General features: G+C 74.6%; 12 protein-coding genes. 7 read left to right on the forward strand and 5 right to left on the reverse strand.

Annotation, left to right across the window (positions count from 1 at the left end; all coding sequences use genetic code 11):
* Position 1 precedes the first annotated feature (1 nt).
* Both FHX36_RS15785 and FHX36_RS15790 read left to right on the forward strand, forming a co-directional pair.
* Positions 2-865, forward strand: a complete 864-nt coding sequence (locus FHX36_RS15785) for a helix-turn-helix domain-containing protein (RefSeq protein ID WP_183513892.1) — start codon at positions 2-4, stop codon at positions 863-865.
* The gene (locus tag FHX36_RS15790) at positions 852-1,268 is read left to right on the forward strand and encodes a VOC family protein (protein ID WP_110554281.1); all 417 of its coding nucleotides are present in this window, start codon (positions 852-854) and stop codon (positions 1,266-1,268) included. The genes FHX36_RS15785 and FHX36_RS15790 overlap by 14 nt, the downstream gene beginning before the upstream one ends.
* Here the strand turns inward: FHX36_RS15790 and FHX36_RS15795 are convergent.
* Positions 1,261-4,542: a DEAD/DEAH box helicase gene (locus FHX36_RS15795; RefSeq protein WP_343056635.1), complete on the reverse strand. Its 3,282-nt coding sequence runs from the start codon at positions 4,540-4,542 to the stop codon at positions 1,261-1,263. The two genes, FHX36_RS15790 and FHX36_RS15795, sit on opposite strands and share 8 nt — an antisense overlap.
* A gap of 76 nt (positions 4,543-4,618) precedes the next feature.
* Here FHX36_RS15795 and pgm point away from each other — a divergent pair, with 76 nt between their 5' ends.
* Entirely contained in the window at positions 4,619-6,253 is a 1,635-nt protein-coding gene (gene pgm, locus FHX36_RS15800) for a phosphoglucomutase (alpha-D-glucose-1,6-bisphosphate-dependent) (RefSeq protein WP_110551458.1), read from the forward strand.
* 54 nt (positions 6,254-6,307) lie between these two features.
* Positions 6,308-6,892 (forward strand): hypothetical protein, encoded by a 585-nt coding sequence (locus tag FHX36_RS23600; RefSeq protein ID WP_110551457.1) that lies wholly within the window; start codon positions 6,308-6,310, stop codon positions 6,890-6,892.
* A 69-nt stretch (positions 6,893-6,961) separates the two neighbouring features.
* Here the strand turns inward: FHX36_RS23600 and glpK (FHX36_RS15810) are convergent, their stop codons facing one another.
* From glpK (FHX36_RS15810) to FHX36_RS15825, 4 genes are all read right to left on the reverse strand, one after another.
* Positions 6,962-8,479 (reverse strand): glycerol kinase GlpK, encoded by a 1,518-nt coding sequence (glpK, locus tag FHX36_RS15810; RefSeq protein ID WP_110551456.1) that lies wholly within the window; start codon positions 8,477-8,479, stop codon positions 6,962-6,964.
* Positions 8,480-8,504: 25 nt separating this feature from the next.
* Positions 8,505-9,242, reverse strand: a complete 738-nt coding sequence (locus tag FHX36_RS15815) for an MIP/aquaporin family protein (RefSeq protein WP_110551455.1) — start codon at positions 9,240-9,242, stop codon at positions 8,505-8,507.
* A 112-nt stretch (positions 9,243-9,354) separates the two neighbouring features.
* A complete protein-coding gene (glpK, locus tag FHX36_RS15820; RefSeq protein WP_110551454.1) occupies positions 9,355-10,857 on the reverse strand; it encodes a glycerol kinase GlpK in 1,503 nt (500 codons plus the stop codon).
* Positions 10,850-11,578 (reverse strand): IclR family transcriptional regulator, encoded by a 729-nt coding sequence (locus FHX36_RS15825; RefSeq protein WP_110551463.1) that lies wholly within the window; start codon positions 11,576-11,578, stop codon positions 10,850-10,852. The genes glpK (FHX36_RS15820) and FHX36_RS15825 overlap by 8 nt, the downstream gene beginning before the upstream one ends.
* Before the next feature lie 153 nt (positions 11,579-11,731).
* Between FHX36_RS15825 and FHX36_RS15830 the strand changes: the two genes are divergently transcribed.
* Genes FHX36_RS15830 through FHX36_RS15840 form a run of 3 tightly spaced genes read left to right on the forward strand, consistent with a single transcriptional unit; the run spans position 11,732 to position 16,356 of the window.
* Positions 11,732-13,462, forward strand: a complete 1,731-nt coding sequence (locus FHX36_RS15830) for a glycerol-3-phosphate dehydrogenase/oxidase (protein ID WP_110551453.1) — start codon at positions 11,732-11,734, stop codon at positions 13,460-13,462.
* Positions 13,463-13,502: 40 nt separating this feature from the next.
* A complete protein-coding gene (locus FHX36_RS15835) occupies positions 13,503-14,126 on the forward strand; it encodes a TetR/AcrR family transcriptional regulator (protein ID WP_110551452.1) in 624 nt (207 codons plus the stop codon).
* A gap of 19 nt (positions 14,127-14,145) precedes the next feature.
* Positions 14,146-16,356 carry an MMPL family transporter gene (locus FHX36_RS15840; RefSeq protein ID WP_110551462.1) on the forward strand — a complete coding sequence of 737 codons (2,211 nt, stop codon included), beginning with the start codon at positions 14,146-14,148 and terminating at the stop codon, positions 16,354-16,356.
* The last annotated feature ends 31 nt before the right edge of the window (positions 16,357-16,387 follow it).

A 16,387-nucleotide genomic window follows, 5' to 3' on the forward strand; every position in this document is an offset into this window, starting at 1 on the left:
CGTGGGCAGCGAGTGGGTGGAGCACCGGGTGCACCCAGCGCTGCGCCGGTACGTCGCCACCGCCGTGGGCTACCGGCAGGAGGGGCTGGCGCCGGGGGTGCACCGCGGGCTGCCCTCGCCGCACCTGACCTTCGTGGTGACCTTGGACGAGCCGCTGGTGGTGGCCGCCCACCCCGATCCGCAGCAGGCGCCCGGCCGCTACGACGGCCTGGTCGGCGGGCTGCACACCCGGCCGGCGCTGATCGTCCACCCCGGCCGGCAGGTCGGCCTGCAGCTCGCGCTCACCCCGCTGGGTGCCCGGGCGCTGCTCGGCGTCCCGGCCGGTGCGCTGGCCGGCCTGGACGTCGCGGTCCCCGACCTGCTGGGCGCGAGGGGGGCCGAGCTCGTCGACCGGGTGCGGGCGGCGACGGACTGGCCGGGCCGGTTCGCCGCCGTCGAGCAGGTGCTGCTGCGCGGCGCTCACCCCCACGCCGCGCCCGCCCCCGAGGTCGCCGAGGCGTGGCGGCTCACCACGGCGGCCGGCGGCCGGCTGCGGGTCCGCGAGGTGGCCGACCGGGTCGGCTGGTCCGACCGGCACCTGGGCGAGCGCTTCCGGGCCGAGACCGGGCTGACCCCCAAGGCGGCCGCCCGGGTGGTCCGCTTCGACCGCGCCCGGCGGGCGCTGGCGGCCCGGGCCGGCGCCGGCCGAGCGCTGGACCTCGCCGGGTTGGCCGTGGCCGCCGGGTACGCCGACCAGGCGCACCTGACCCGCGAGTGGCGGGCGCTGAGCGGGCTGCCGCCGACCGGGTGGCTGGCCGCCGAGCTCGGGTTCGTCCAAGACGGGACGGCGGCCGGGGCGGCAGGGTCGGGCCATGACCACCTCTGATGCACCGCCGCCCACCGTCTGGCCCGCGTTCCGCGCCCGGGACGCCCGCGCGCTGATCCGGTTCCTCGTCGACGCGTTCGGGTTCGAGGAGACCGCCGTGTACGGCGAGGGTGACGCCGTGGCCCACGCCGAGCTGTCCTGGCCGCTGGGCGGCGGGGTGATGCTCGGGTCGGTGCGGGACGACGGCGCCCAGGGGTGGCACGTGCAACCGGGCAGCACCGGCTGCTACGTGGTCACCGACGACCCGGACGCGCTGTTCGCCCGGGCGGTGGCCGCCGGCGCGGAGGTGCTCCGGCCGCTGGAGGACACCGACCACGGCTCGCGGGAGTTCGCCGTCCGGGACCCCGAGGGCAACCTGTGGAGCTTCGGCACCTACCGCGGCGAGCCGAGGCGGGTCAGCTGAACAGGCCGCGGACGTCGTCGGCGGTCAGCGCACCGGAGGCCAGCGCACCGTCGCCGACGACCCGGGAGAACAGCGCCTGCTTGCGGGCCTTGAGCTCCATCACCTTCTCCTCGATGGTGCCGGCGGCCACCAGCCGGTAGACGATCACCGTCTTGTCCTGGCCGATCCGGTGCGCCCGGTCGACGGCCTGCGCCTCGCTCGCCGGGTTCCACCAGGGGTCGAGCACGAAGACGTAGTCGGCCTCGGTGAGGGTCAGCCCGAAGCCACCGGCCTTGAGGCTGATCAGGAACACCGGGGCGGTGCCGGTGCGGAACTCCTCGATCCGGGCGTCCCGGTCACGGGTGCGCCCGTCCAGGTACACCCAGTCGACGCCCTCGGCGGTCAGCCGGTCGCGGATGCTGCCCAGGAACCGGGTGAACTGGCTGAACACCAGCACCCGGTGGCCCTCGGCGACCACCTCGCGCAGCTGCTCCAGGAAGGCGTCGGCCTTGCTGGACCGGACGTCGGCGTAGGCCGGGTCGACGAGGGCCGGGTCGAGGCTCAGCTGCCGCAGCAGGGTGAGCGACCGGAAGATCGTCATCCGGTTCTTCGACATGTCCTCGACCAGGCCCAGGACCTTGGACCGCTCGCGCTGCAGGTGGGTCTGGTAGAGCTTCTCGTGCCGCGGGTTGAGCACCACCTCGAGCACCTGCTCCTGCTTGGGCGGCAGCTCGGCGGCCACCAGCTCCTTGGTCCGCCGGAGCATCAGCGGGCGGATCCGACGGCGCAGCACGGCGAGCTTCTCGGCGTCGCCGTCCCGCTCGATCGGGACCCGGTAGAACTCGGTGAACCGCTCGGGGTCGGGGAACAGGCCGGGGGCGACGATCGACATCAGCGCCCACAGGTCCATCACGCTGTTCTCCAGCGGGGTTCCGGTCAGCGCGAACTTCACCGGCGCCCGGAGCTGCCGCGCGCACTGGTAGGTGCGGGCCTGGTGGTTCTTCACGAACTGCGCCTCGTCGAGCACCAGCCCGCGCCACGGCAGCCCGGCCCACGCCTCGGAGTCGATCCGGAACAGCGCGTAGGAGGTGACGACGACGTGCGCGCCGGTCACCTCGCGGGCCAGCCGGGTGCCGCGCTTCCGCTCGGTCTCGGCCACGGTGACCACCCGCATCCCGGGGGCGAAGCGCGCGGCCTCCCGGGCCCAGGTCGACACCACGCTGGTCGGCGCGACCACCAGCACCGGGGCGTCGTCCAGCTCGCCGGCCTCGTGCGCCCGGCAGAGCAGGGCCAGCGTCTGCAGCGTCTTGCCCAGCCCCATGTCGTCGGCGAGCACCCCGCCCAGCCGGTGGTCCCAGAGGAAGGACAGCCAGCCGTAGCCCTCGCGCTGGTAGGGGCGCAGCTCGGCGGTGAGCCCGGCCGGCAGCGGGGGCGGCTCGGCGTGCTCGGCGTCGATCAGCCCGCGGACCTCGCGGGTCCAGCGCTCGCTCTGCTCCTCGACCACCCCGAGGCCGAGCAGCTGCTCCCACAGCCCGGCCTGGAAGCGGCTGACCTTGACGCCGTCGCCGGGGACGTCCTGGAGCGCCCGGGCCTCCTCGATCAGCAGCCGCAGCTGCTCGAACTCCGGCCGCTGCAGCGAGAAGTACGTGCCCGACAGCAGCACCAGCCGGGTGCGCCCTGCGGCGAGGGCCTGGAACAGCGTGGCGAACGGGACGTGCTGGCCGTCCATCGTCACGCTGACGCCCAGGTCGAACCAGTCGGACTCCCGGCTGTCGCGGGCGGTGAAGGAGATCTGCGGCGCCGAGGTGGTGTGCCGGTAGGCCGTCGGGGTGCCCACCACGGTGACGTCGACGTCCGGGTCGGCGTGCAGCGCGGGCAGCACCTCGGTGGTGAGGTCCATCGCCTCCGTGCCGGTCAGCTCGACGGTCGCGGCGAGCCGGCGCTCGGCCGTCCAGAGCTCGGGCAGCCCGCCGACCGGGCCGGGCAGCGCCTCGACCAGCTGCTGCTCGGCGGCGGCGTCGCGGCCGGGACCGGGTGCGGTGTCCAGCGCGAACACCCGGTCGGGGCCGTAGCGCACCGACCAGCTCAGGCAGACCGTGGCGTCGCCCGGGTAGCGCACCTCGACGGCCAGCCGCGGCGGCACGACCTCCGGCAGCTCCATCGAGCCGTCGGCGGAGATCACCGGCACCGCCTGCCGCAGCCCGGGGTACCAGTCGCGCAGGAACCGGTCGACGTCGCCGGCCGGGATGCCGATGGCCTCGCCGCGCGCCACCAGCCCGGCCAGCACCGGCGGCACCGGCCGGCTGAGCCGGGCGAGCACCAGGCCGGGCGCGCCGTCGGGCGCCTCGTCGCGGTCCGGCCCGTCGATCGTGACCCCGTGCGGGGGCACGCCGAGGAAGGAGAGCGCGGCCGGGTCGACCGCGCGGCCGCCGAGCCGCAGCACGGCGTGCAGGGCGGTGGAGCGGCCGTCGCGGCGCAGGTCGACGGCCACGTCCGCGTCGCCCTCGGCGAGCAGCACCGGCCGGGGAGCCCGGTCGGCGGTCATCAGCGGGACGCCGTCGGCCACTGCCTCGGCCAGCAGCCGCCACAGCCCCGGGCCGAACTCGTGCAGGTACACGTCGACCGGGGCGTACGAGTAGTACTGGTTGCGGGCGGCCTGGTGGGTGGCGTGCAGCGCGCGCATCGCGGCCAGGTGCAGCGGGTCCCAGGTGGCGCGGCTGGTGTCGTACTGCAGCTGCCGCCAGGAGACGCCGGTGCGCACCCACCGGCCCTGCCGGCCGGGGACGACCGGCCGGAGCCGGACCAGCCGCTGCCGCGTGCCCGGGGCACCGATCGACGCGCGCCCCCGCCCCGGCTCGGGCTCGACCAGCTCGAACTGCAGGCCGATCGGCACCGCGGCGCTCGTGGCACCGCCGGTGGCCGCGCTCACCAGCTCCTCGAGCTGCTCCTCCCAGCCGGGGGCCGCCGCGTGGCCCCGGAGGCGACCGCCGGGCGCGGCCAGCACCGACGGGCGCAGCGAGAGCAGCACGGCGACGGCGTGCTCGCAGTCGTCGCCGACCGGGCAGGTGCAGGCGCCGGCCCAGCCGACCCGGCCGCCGTCGGTGCGCACCACGATGGTCCGGTACGGCTCGGGGCCCTCGCCCTGCACCAGGCCGGTGAGCCGGCGGGCGTCCTCCGCCAGCCGGACGTCGAGCACGCTGCGCGCGACGAGGGGCCGGGCGCGGGCGAGCACCTCGGGCCCGACGGCGGCGGTCAACGCGGCGTCGGTGACCATCTCCCGCCAGTCCCCGAGCACCGGCCCAGGCTACGGCGGGGCACCGACAGACCGGCCCGGGTCGCGTCCAGCGGGGCGTCGGCGCGAAGATCAGCTCATGAGCTCCGATCGCGCCGGCCAGCCCGCCCAGCCCAGCGACCTGGTCGACGTCCCGCACCTGCTGACCGCGTACTACACGGTGCAGCCGGACCCGGCCGACGTCGCGCAGCAGGTCGTCTTCGGCACCTCCGGGCACCGCGGCTCGTCGCTGGACGGCGCGTTCAACGAGGCGCACATCCTCGCCACCACCCAGGCGATCTGCGAGTACCGGGCCGGCCAGGGCTACGACGGGCCGCTGTTCATCGGCCGGGACACCCACGGGCTGTCCGAGCCGGCCTGGGCCAGCGCGCTGGAGGTGCTCGCCGCCAACGACGTCACGGTGCTGGTCGACTCCCGCGACGGGTACACGCCCACCCCGGCGGTCAGCCACGCCATCCTCACCGCCAACCGCGGGAAGACCAGCGGGCTGGCCGACGGCATCGTGGTCACCCCGTCGCACAACCCGCCCCGGGACGGCGGCTTCAAGTACAACCCGCCCTCGGGCGGGCCGGCCGACACCGACGCCACCGGCTGGATCGCCCGCCGTGCCAACGAGCTGCTCGCCGCCGACCTGGACGGCGTCCGGCGGGTGCCCTTCACCCGGGCCCGCGCCGCCGCCGGCAGCTACGACTTCCTGGGCAGCTACGTCGACGACCTGCCGAACGTGCTGGACCTGGCCGCGGTGAAGAGCGCCGGCGTGCACATCGGCGCGGACCCGCTCGGCGGCGCCAGCGTCGCCTACTGGGGCGAGATCGCCGAACGGCACGGGCTGGACCTCACCGTGGTGAACCCGCTGGTCGACCCCACCTGGCGGTTCATGACGCTGGACTGGGACGGCAAGATCCGGATGGACTGCTCCTCCCCCAGCGCGATGGCCTCGCTCATCGGCCGCAAGGACGAGTTCGCCATCGCCACCGGCAACGACGCCGACGCCGACCGGCACGGGATCGTCACCCCCGACGGCGGGCTGATGAACCCCAACCACTTCCTCGCCGTGGCGATCTCCTACCTGTTCTCCCACCGCGACGGCTGGGACGCCGGCACCGCCGTGGGCAAGACGCTGGTCTCCTCCAGCCTCATCGACCGGGTGGTCGCCGACCTGGGTCGCCGGCTGGTCGAGGTGCCGGTCGGCTTCAAGTGGTTCGTGCCCGGCCTGCTCGACGGGTCGGTCGGCTTCGGCGGCGAGGAGTCCGCGGGCGCCTCGTTCCTCCGCCGCGACGGCGGGGTGTGGACGACGGACAAGGACGGCATCCTGCTCGCGCTGCTGGCCAGCGAGATCCAGGCGGTCACCGGGTCCTCGCCGTCCCAGCTGCATGCGTCGCTGACGGAACGCTTCGGGTCCTCCGCCTACGCCCGGATCGACGCCGCGGCCACCCGCGAGCAGAAGGCTGCGCTGGGCAAGCTCTCCCCCGAGGCGGTCACCGCCACCGAGCTGGCCGGCGAGCCGATCACCGCCAAGCTCACCCGGGCGCCGGGCAACGACGCCGCCATCGGCGGGTTGAAGGTCACCACCGAGAACGCCTGGTTCGCCGCGCGCCCCTCCGGCACCGAGGACGTCTACAAGGTCTACGCCGAGTCGTTCCTCGGGCCCGAGCACCTGGCCCGGGTGCAGGCCGAGGCGCAGGAGGTGGTCAGCGCTGCCCTGCAGGGGTGAGCCCGGCGGCCTGTCGGGTGTCTCCGCCGTCCACCGGTTGGCAGACTCCCGGCCGTGACCGAAGGCGGGCAGTGGCAGCAGGGGCAACCCCCGGAGTGGCAGCCGGCGCAGCCGCAGTACGCGCAGCCGCAGTACGGCCAGCCGCCGTACGGGCAGCCGGGGTACGGCTACGCCCCGGCGTACGCACCGGGCTGGCCGCAGCAGCCGCCGGTGTGGCCGCACGGCCCGGGCCGGCCGGGCCTGGCCACCGCCTCGGCGGTGCTCGGCATCGTCACCGGCTCGCTCACCGTGCTGGGCGGGCTGGTCTTCCTCGTCGCCGGCCTCACCGACGACGGCGACCCGTCGACCTGGCTGCTCTCCCTCGGCGTGCCGGTCGGGGTCGCCCTGCTGGTCGGCGGCATCGGGCTGCTCGGACGGCGGCGGGCGGCGCTGGTGCTGTGGTCGGCGGTGGCCGCCGCGGTGCTGCTGCTGGCCAGCCTGGTGGCGGGGCTCGCCTGGTACTCCGACGACGAGGACGCCGTCCAGGCGCTGCTGGGGTTCACGGTCTTCGCCTGGGTGCTGCCGGTCGTCACCGCGTCGCTCGCCGCGCAGCGGGTCGTCCGGGAGTGGGCGGCGAGCGACCCGGCACCTCGCTGGTGATCATCGGCGTGTGACCGGCTCCGCCGGCGTGGCGGGCAGCCCCACGCCGATGATCAGCGCAGCGTGGGCTCAGCTGACGTCGTCGTCGACCCAGTCCAGCGACTTGGTGACGGCCTTCTGCCAGTTGCGGTAGTACCGCTCGCGCTCGTCGGACGCCATGGTCGGCTCCCAGCGCTTGTCCTCGGCCCACTTGGCGGTCAGCTCGTCCAGGTCGGACCAGAAGCCGACGGCCAGGCCGGCCGCGTACGCCGCGCCCAGCGCCGTCGTCTCGGCGATCTTCGGCCGGATGACCGGGACGTCGAGCAGGTCGGCCTGGAACTGCATGAGCAGCTCGTTGCCGACCATCCCGCCGTCGACGCGCAGCTCGGTCAGGTCGACGCCGGAGTCGGCGTTCATCGCGTCGAGCACCTCGCGGGTCTGGTAGGCGGTCGCCTCCAGCACGGCCCGGGCGAGGTGGCCCTTGTTGACGAACCGGGTGAGCCCGACGACGGCGCCGCGGGCGTCCGAGCGCCAGTGCGGGGCGAACAGCCCGGAGAACGCCGGCACGAAGTAGGCACCGCCGTTGTCGTCGACCGACTTCGCCAGGTCCTCGATCTCCGGCGCGTTCTTGATCATGCCGAGGTTGTCCCGCACCCACTGCACCAGCGAGCCGGTGACGGCGATCGAGCCCTCGAGGGCGTACACCGGCTTGGCGTCGCCGAGCTGGTAGCACAGCGTCGTGAGCAGGCCGTTCTTCGACGGGACGGCTTCCTCGCCGGTGTTGAGCAGCATGAAGTTGCCGGTGCCGTAGGTGTTCTTGGCCATGCCCTTGGTGAAGCAGACCTGGCCGAAGGTGGCCGCCTGCTGGTCGCCGAGCGACCCGGCGATCGGCACGCCGGCGAGGAAGCCGGACTTGCGGCCGACGCCGTACTCCTCGGAGTTGGAGCGGATCTCCGGCAGCATCGAGACCGGGATCTTCATCTCCTCGGCGATGCTCTCGTCCCAGGCGAGCTTCCGGTAGTCCATCAGCATCGTCCGGGAGGCGTTGGAGACGTCGGTGAGGTGCTTGCCGCCGTCGGTGCCGCCGGTCATGTTCCAGATCAGCCAGGAGTCGATGGTGCCCATGACCAGGTCACCGGCCTCGGCCTTCTCCCGGGCGCCCTCGACGTTGTCCAGGATCCACCGGACCTTGGGGCCGGCGAAGTAGGTGGCCAGCGGCAGCCCGACCCGGTCCTTGTACCGGTCGGCCCCGCCGCCCAGGGCGCCGAGCTCCTCGCAGATCTTCCCGGTGCGGGTGTCCTGCCAGACGATCGCGTTGTAGACCGGCTCGCCGGTGGTCCGGTCCCAGACCACCGTCGTCTCGCGCTGGTTGGTGATGCCGACGGCGACGATGTCGGCGTTGTTGGCGTTGCCCCGGGCCAGCGCCTGGGCGACGACCTCGCGGGTGTTCCCCCAGATCTCCATCGGGTCGTGCTCGACCCAGCCGGCCCGCGGGAAGATCTGCGCGTGCTCCTTCTGGCCGACCGACACGACGGCCCCGTCGTGGTCGAACAGCATGCAGCGGGTGCTCGTGGTGCCCTGGTCGATGGCTGCGACGTACTTCGACATCGGAGTTCCTCTCGGTTCGGTGCGGTCAGAGGGAGACGTGGGAGAACGCGCCGGCCAGCACGGCGCCGATGATCGGTCCGACGATCGGGACCCAGGCGTAGCCCCAGTTGCTGCCGCCCTTGCCGCGGATGGGCAGGACGGCGTGCGCGATGCGGGGGCCGAGGTCGCGGGCCGGGTTGATGGCGTAGCCGGTGGGGCCACCGAGGGAGGCGCCGATGCCGACGACGAGCAGCGCGACGGCCAGCGGGCCGATCTCGCTCGGCGTGTCACCGAACCGCAGGATGATGTAGACCAGCACGAACGTGCCGATCGCCTCGGTGACCAGGTTGTCGACCGTGCTCTTGATGGCCGGGCCGGTGGAGAAGGTGCCCAGCTGCGTGCCGGCCGCCTCGGGGTCGTTGTAGTGCGCGCGGTAGGCGGCCCAGGCGAGCACGGCGCCCAGGAAGGCGCCGACCAGCTCGCCAGCGAAGTAGACCAGCGTGCTGCCGAGGGTGACGTCGACGCCCGGTGCGTACTCGTCGGCCCCGCTCACCAGCAGGCCGACGGTGACCGCCGGGTTCAGGTGGGCCCCGGACGACGCGGCGGCGTACACGCCGGCGAAGACCGCCAGCCCCCAGCCGAAGATGATGACGATCCAACCGCCACCGTTGCCGAAGTTCTTCGGCAGCGCGACGTTCGCGACGACCCCGACCCCCAGCAGGATCAGGATGCCGGTGCCGGTCACTTCGCTGAAGAAGACGGTCCAGAGACTCGTCGTGTCCACGTGTGGTGCTCCTCCGGGAGGGGCCCGCTGCTCTGCGGGCCGTTCGTGCGGACCGTAGGAGCCCCGGTGTGACCCGGACAACACACGCGGTGCGACATGGTCGGACTCGGGGTCAGGGCGCCCCCCAGGCGATGCTGAGCTGCACCGCCCGCTCCCACTTGGGGTACTCGTCGGACAGCGCCCGCGCCCGGGCCGGGGTCGGCGTCCACTGGGCGGCCCGGTGCCAGTTGCGCCGCAGCGCCTCGATGTCGCTCCACACGCCGACGGCCAGCCCGGCGGCGTAGGCCGCACCCAGCGAGACCGTCTCCCCGACCATCGGGCGGACCACCGGGGTGTCCAGGGCGTCGGCGATGAACTGCATGAGCAGGTTGTTGGTGGTCATCCCGCCGTCGACCCGCAGCGCGGGCAGCGACAACCCGGAGTCCGCGGCCATCGCCCGGACGACGTCCCGGGTCTGCCAGCCGGTCGCCTCCAGCACCGCCCGGGCCAGGTGCCCCTTGGTGACGTAGGAGGTGAGCCCGGCGACCAGCCCGCGCGCCTCGCCCCGCCAGTGCGGCGCGAGCAGGCCGGAGAAGGCCGGGACGACGTAGCAGCCGCCGTTGTCGCCGACCGTGCGGGCCAGCGTCTCCACCTCGGCCGCGGACCCGATCAGCCCCAGCCCGTCGCGCAGCCACTGCACCAGCGCGCCGGCGACGGCGACCGACCCCTCCAGCGCGTAGTGCACCGGCTCGCCGGCGAGCTGGTAGGCCACCGTGCTGATCGAGCCCGACCGGGTGTGCACCAGCTCCTCGCCGGTGTTCTGCAACAGGAAGCTGCCGGTGCCGTAGGTGCACTTGGCCTCGCCGGGGGCGAAGCAGGCCTGCCCGAACAGCGCCGCCTGCTGGTCGCCGAGCGCGCCGGTGATCGGGATGGCCGGTGACAGCGCGGTGGCGACCCCGAGCAGGCCGACCGAGGGGCGGATCTCCGGCAGCATCGCGGCCGGGATGCCGAAGAAGGCGAGCAGGTCGGGGTCCCAGCGGCAGGTCCGCACGTCCATCAGCAGGGTGCGGCTGGCGTTGGTGACGTCGGTGACGTGCACGCCGCCGTCCGGGCCCCCGGTGAGGTTCCAGATCAGCCAGGTCTCCATGGTGCCGAACAGCAGCTCACCGCGTTCGGCCCGCTCGCGGGCGCGGGGCACCGAGTCGAGGATCCAGCGCAGCCGCGGCCCGGAGAAGTAGCCGGCGATCGCCATCCCGCTGCGCTCCTCGACCAGCGCGGCGTCGGGCCGGGCGGCGAGCTCGGTGACCAGGTCGGCGGTGCGGGTGTCCTGCCAGACCAGCGCGCGCAGCACCGGCCGGCCGGTCTCCCGGTCCCAGACGACGGTGGTCTCCCGCTGGTTGGCGATGCCCAGCGCGACGACGTCGCCGGCCGAGCCGATGTCGCCCAGCACCTGCGCGGCCGTCCGCTGGGTGTTCGCCCAGATCTCCATCGGGTCGTGCTCGACCCAGCCCGGCCGCGGGAAGTACTGCCGGTGCTCGCGCTGCCGCACGGCCACCATCCGGCCGCCGCGGTCGAAGACCAGCGAGCGGGTCGACGTCGTCCCCTGGTCGACGGCGAGCACGTACCGGTCAGCCACCGCCGTGCCCCAGCTCCCGGGAGACGGCGTGCGCCGCGTCGGTGACCATCGCCAGCACCAGGCTGCGGGGCACCCCCTTGGGGTCCAGCAGGGCGCTCTGCGGGCCGCTGATGCCCAGGGCGGCGACCACCAGCCCGCCGGCGCCGCGCACCGGGGCGGCGATGCCGGCCATCCCCGGCTCGACCTCGCCACGGGCGGTCGCCCAGCCGCGGGCGCGCACCTCGGCCAGCTCGGCGGCGGCCAGCGTCGGGCGGTGCCCGGAGCGGTGCCCGGTGTGCGGGTGGCTGTGCGCGAACAGCACCTTGCCCAGCGCGCTGGCCGGGCTCAGCGCGGTGCCGACGTCCAGCGTCTGCGCCGAGTCGTCGGGCCGGAAGACGTGGTGGACGACGACGACCTCCTCGCCGGTGAGGGTGGCCAGCCGCACCGCGTGGCCGCTGCGGGCGGCCAGCGCGTCGGCCCAGTTCGAGGCGCGCGCCCGCAGCTCGTTGACGTCGAGGTGGGAGCCCAGCCGGAGCAGCCCGGAGCCGAGCGCGTAGCGGCCGGTGGCCCGGTCCTGCTCCACGAACCCGACCAGCAGGAGGGTGCGCAGCAGGCTGTGCGTCGTGGTCTTGGCCAGCCCGACGGCCTCGGCGATGTCGGTGACGCCGAGGGTCCCGCCGGAGCCGGCGACCACCTGGAGGATGGCCGCCGCCCGCTCGATGGACTGCACGCTGCCCGGCACGGCGCGACCGTAGGCCATCCGCGGGCCCAGCGGAGATCCCCCGGCTGTGCGACATGGTCGGACGGCGCACCTCGTCGGGGACCCCGCACCCGACCTACCGTGGAGTCCAGAGGCCACATCGAGGTGCGCCGGCCCGGCGCGAGGAGTCCACCCATGACCGCAGTACGCCCGCTCGGACCCGCGCAGCGCGCCCAGGCCTGGGCAGACCTGGCCGCCGGTGAGTACGAGGTCCTCGTCGTCGGCGGTGGGGTCACCGGTGCCGGCGTCGCCCTCGACGCGGCGACCCGCGGCCTGAAGACCGCGCTGGTCGAGGCGCGCGACTTCGCCAGCGGCACCTCCTCCCGCTCCTCCAAGCTCTTCCACGGCGGGCTGCGGTACCTCGAGCAGTTCGACTTCGGGCTGGTCCGCGAGGCGCTGCACGAGCGCGACCTCTCGGTGAACCGGATCGCGCCGCACCTGGTCAAGCCGGTGCCGTTCCTCTACCCGCTGACCCACCACGTCTGGGAGCGGCCCTACGTCACCGCCGGGCTGGCGCTCTACGACGGCCTCGCCCGGCTGGGCGCGCTGTCCGAGCCGATGCCCGGGCAGAAGCACCTCACCCGCACCGGCGCCCGGCGGCTGTTCCCTGCGCTGAGGCCCGACGCGCTGGTCGGCGCCGTCCGCTACTACGACGCCCAGGCCGACGACGCCCGGCACACGCTCACCGTGGCGCTCACCGCCGCCGCCTACGGCGCGACCGTGCTCAACTCCGCCGAGGTCGTCTCCTTCACCCACGCCGGCGGCCGCGTGGTCGGCGCCCGGGTGCGCGACGTGGAGACCGGGCAGGAGGTCGACGTCCGCAGCGAGGTGGTGGTCAACGCGACCGGCGTCTGGACCGACGACGTGCAGACCCTGGTCGGCGGCCGCGGCCGGTTCCACGTGCGGGCCAGCAAGGGCGTGCACATCGTCGTCCCGCGCGACCGGATCAACGGCGAGACCGGCCTGATCCTGCGCACCGAGAAGTCGGTGCTCTTCGTCATCCCGTGGGGCAGCCACTGGATCGTCGGCACCACCGACACCGACTGGGCGTTGGACAAGGCGCACCCGGCGGCCAGCAAGGCCGACATCGACTACATCCTCGAGCACGTCAACCGGGTGCTCTCGGTGCCGCTGACCCACGACGACATCACCGGCGTCTACGCCGGGCTGCGCCCGCTGCTCTCCGGCGAGGAGGAGTCGACCAGCCAGCTGTCCCGGGAGCACGCCGTCGCCCGGCCGATGCCCGGCGTGATCGCGGTGGCCGGCGGCAAGTACACGACCTACCGGCCGATGGCCGCCGACGCGGTGGACGCCGTGGCCGAGGACGTCACCCGGACCGTGCCGCCCAGCGTCACCGAGAACATCCCGCTGGTCGGCGCCGAGGGCTACGCGGCGATGGTCAACTCCCTCGACGGGCTCTCCGAGCGCTGGGGCATCCCGCGGTTCCGCGCCGAGCACCTGCTCAACCGGTTCGGCTCGCAGACCCCCGAGGTGCTCGCGCTCGCCGCCGATGACCCGGCGCTGCTCCAGCCGGTGCCCGGCGCCGAGGAGTACCTGATGGTGGAGATGGTCTGGTCGGCCACCAACGAGGGCGCCCTGCACCTGGACGACCTGCTCGCCCGGCGCACCCGGATCTCCATCGAGACCGCGCACCGCGGCGTCGACTCCGCCGAGGCCGTCGCCCGGGTGGTCGCGCCGGTGCTGGGCTGGGACGCCGAGCGCACCGCCAGCGAGGTCGACAGCTACCGCGCCCGGGTGGAGGCGGAGCGGCGGTCGCAGGAGGCCGCCGACGACCAGGAGGCCGACGCCGCCCGGGTCGCCGCCCCCGACACGCGCGCGGTCGCCGTGGGGCGCGCCCTGCAGTAGCGGTCCCGATGCAGGGCTGCATCCAATACAGTCCTGCATCGTGACCGACGTCGACCTCGAGCGGCCGAAACGGCGGCGCGAGGTCACGGTCGAGCGGCTGCTGGACGCCGCGCTGGAGACCTTCGCCGAGCAGGGCTTCGCCGCGGCGAGCATCGAGGACGTCTGCAGCCGCGGGGGCTTCACCCGCGGCGCGTTCTACTCCAGCTTCGCCAGCAAGGACCAGCTGTTCGCCGCCCTCTACACCCGCGAGGCCGGCCGCGACCTGGCCCGGGTCGAGGAGCTGGTGGCCGGTCTCGCCGCCGAGCCCGACCCGCTGGCCTTCGTCGTCGAGCGGTGCATCGCGCTGTTCCGGCACGACCGCGCCTGGTCGATCGTCGCTGCGGAGTACGCCCTGCACGCCGCCCGGCACCCGGCCGCCGCCGAGCTGCTGCGCCGGCACCAGAGCGGGTTCCAGGCCCACCTGGTCACGTTGATCGAGCGTGCCGTCGCCGACACCGGGCTGCAGCTGGCGGTCACGCCGGCCCAGCTGGCGCGTGCCCTGTGCGCCCAGCACGACGGGGTCACCCTGCGCGGGCTGACCGACCCCGCGCACGCCGACGACCTCGAGCGCTCGGCCCTCCGCCTGCTGCTCAACGGTGCGGTCGCCGGCCGCGCCGCCGACTGACGCCTCCTGGAGCACCCCGATGTCGACCCTGCTCCACCGGATGGGCCGCGCCGCCTACCGCCACCGGGTGGCCGTCTCGGCGGCGTGGGTCGCGGTGCTGGCGCTCGTCGTCGTGCTCTTCGTGACCGTCGGCGGCGAGTTCGACGACGAGTTCACCATCCCGGGGTCGGAGTCCCAGGCGGCGCTCGACCAGCTGCGCGAGGCCTCCCCGGCCGCCGCCGGGGCCGGCGCCGACCTGGTGTTCATCGCGCCCGACGGCTCCGCGGTCACCGAGCCGCAGTACGCCGCGGCGATCGGGGACGTCGTCGCGGCGGCGGGCCGGGTCGACCAGGTCGCCGCCGTGCAGGACCCGTTCACCACCCAGCAGGTCAGTCCCGACGGCCGGGCCGCGCTGGCCACCGTGCAGTACGGCGTGCCGGCCGAGCAGCTGGACGCCGACGCCCTGGAGACCCTGCAGGCCGCCACCACCGCGGCCGCGGACGCCGGGCTGCGGGTCGAGGTGGGCGGCGGCGCGTTCGCCACCGGCGCGGTCACCGTGGGCCCGACCGAGCTCGTCGGCGTCGTCGTCGCGGTGCTGGTGCTCGTGCTGACCTTCGGCTCGCTGCTGGCCGCCGGGATGAACCTGCTGGTGGCGCTGGTCGGCGTGGCCATCGGGCTGGTCGGGCTGCTCGCGCTCTCCGGGGCGATCACGCTGTCCTCGACCGCGCCCACGCTGGCGCTGATGATCGGCCTGGCCGTCGGCATCGACTACACGCTGTTCATCCTGTCCCGGCACCGCTCCCAGCTGGCCGCCGGCATGGCGCCGGAGGAGTCGGCCGGCCGGGCCACCGGCACCGCCGGGTCCGCCGTGGTCTTCGCCGGGCTCACCGTGGTGATCGCGCTGTCCGGCCTCTCCGTCGTCGGCATCCCGTTCCTGACCGTGATGGGCCTCGGTGCCGCCGGCACCGTGCTGGTCGCCGTGCTCGTCGCGCTCACCCTGGTGCCGGCGCTGATGGGCTTCGCCGGTGCCCGGCTGGTGCCCGCCCCGGGCTCGCGCGCCGCCCGCCGCGAGCAGGCGCTGGCCGAGCACGCCGGGGCACCGGCCCGAACCGGCGGCGCCCGCTGGGCCGCGCTGGTGACCCGCCGCCCGGCGCTCACCGTCGCCCTCACCCTCGTGGCGCTGCTCGTGGTGTCGATCCCGGCGCTGCAGCTGCGGCTGGCACTGCCCGACGCCGGCACCGCCGCCGAGGACAGCACCGAGCGGCAGGCCTACGACGCGGTCAGCGAGTTCTTCGGCCCCGGCGTCAACGGGCCACTCGTGGTCCTCGTCGACGGGCTCGACCCGGCCACCGCCGAGCAGACCGCCGGCGCGGTCGCCGCCGCGATCGGCGAGGTGGACGACGTCGTCTACGCGGTGCCCCAGCTGCTGGCCGACGGCAGCTCGGCGATCGTGCAGGTGGTGCCGGAGAGCGGCCCGCAGGACGAGGCCACCAGCACCCTCGTCGGCGACCTCCGCGACCTCGCGCCCGACCTCGAGCGGCAGACCGGCGTCGCGGAGATCGCGGTGACCGGGCAGACCGCGGTGGCCATCGACGTCTCCGACCGGCTGGCCGGCGCGTTGCTGCCGTTCGCGCTGGTCGTCGTGGGGCTCGCGCTGGTCCTGCTGCTGCTGGTGTTCCGCTCGGTCCTGGTGCCGGTGAAGGCCGCGCTGGGCTTCCTGCTGTCGGTCGGGGCCAGCTTCGGCGCCGTCGTCGCGGTGTTCCAGTGGGGCTGGCTGATGGACGTCCTCGGCGTGCCGGCCACCGGCCCGGTCATCAGCTTCATGCCGATCCTGCTGATGGCGGTGCTGTTCGGCCTGGCGATGGACTACGAGGTCTTCCTGGTCTCCCGGATGCGCGAGGAGCACGTGCACGGCGGCGCCCCGCGGGCCTCGGTGGTCGCCGGCATGCGGCACGCCTCGCGGGTGGTCGTCGCCGCGGCGCTGATCATGTTCGCGGTCTTCGCCAGCTTCGTGCACATCGAGGACGTCACGGTGAAGGCGATCGCGTTCGGGCTGGCGGTCGGCGTCCTGGTCGACGCCTTCGTCGTCCGGATGACCCTGGTGCCCGCGGTGCTCGCGCTGCTCGGCCGGTCGGCGTGGTGGCTGCCGCGGTGGCTGGACCGGCTGCTGCCCGACCTGGACGTCGAGGGCGCGAAGCTCACCCCGCCGGCGCCCGCCGGGCGGACGCTGGAGGCGGCCGGGCAGAGCTGAGCGCGTTCCACGTGGAACCAGGGGGATGATG

This window comes from Modestobacter versicolor (genome assembly GCF_014195485.1).
GTDB lineage: Bacteria > Actinomycetota > Actinomycetes > Mycobacteriales > Geodermatophilaceae > Modestobacter > Modestobacter versicolor.

Bases quoted from the DNA above. Each gene is read 5' to 3' on its own strand.
- FHX36_RS15790 (WP_110554281.1), top strand. From the start codon at position 852: ATGACCACCTCTGATGCACCGCCGCCCACCGTCTGGCCCGCGTTCCGC.
- pgm (WP_110551458.1), top strand. From the start codon at position 4,619: ATGAGCTCCGATCGCGCCGGCCAGCCCGCCCAGCCCAGCGACCTGGTC.
- glpK (WP_110551456.1), bottom strand. From the start codon at position 8,479: ATGTCGAAGTACGTCGCAGCCATCGACCAGGGCACCACGAGCACCCGC.
- FHX36_RS15830 (WP_110551453.1), top strand. From the start codon at position 11,732: ATGACCGCAGTACGCCCGCTCGGACCCGCGCAGCGCGCCCAGGCCTGG.
- FHX36_RS15840 (WP_110551462.1), top strand. From the start codon at position 14,146: ATGTCGACCCTGCTCCACCGGATGGGCCGCGCCGCCTACCGCCACCGG.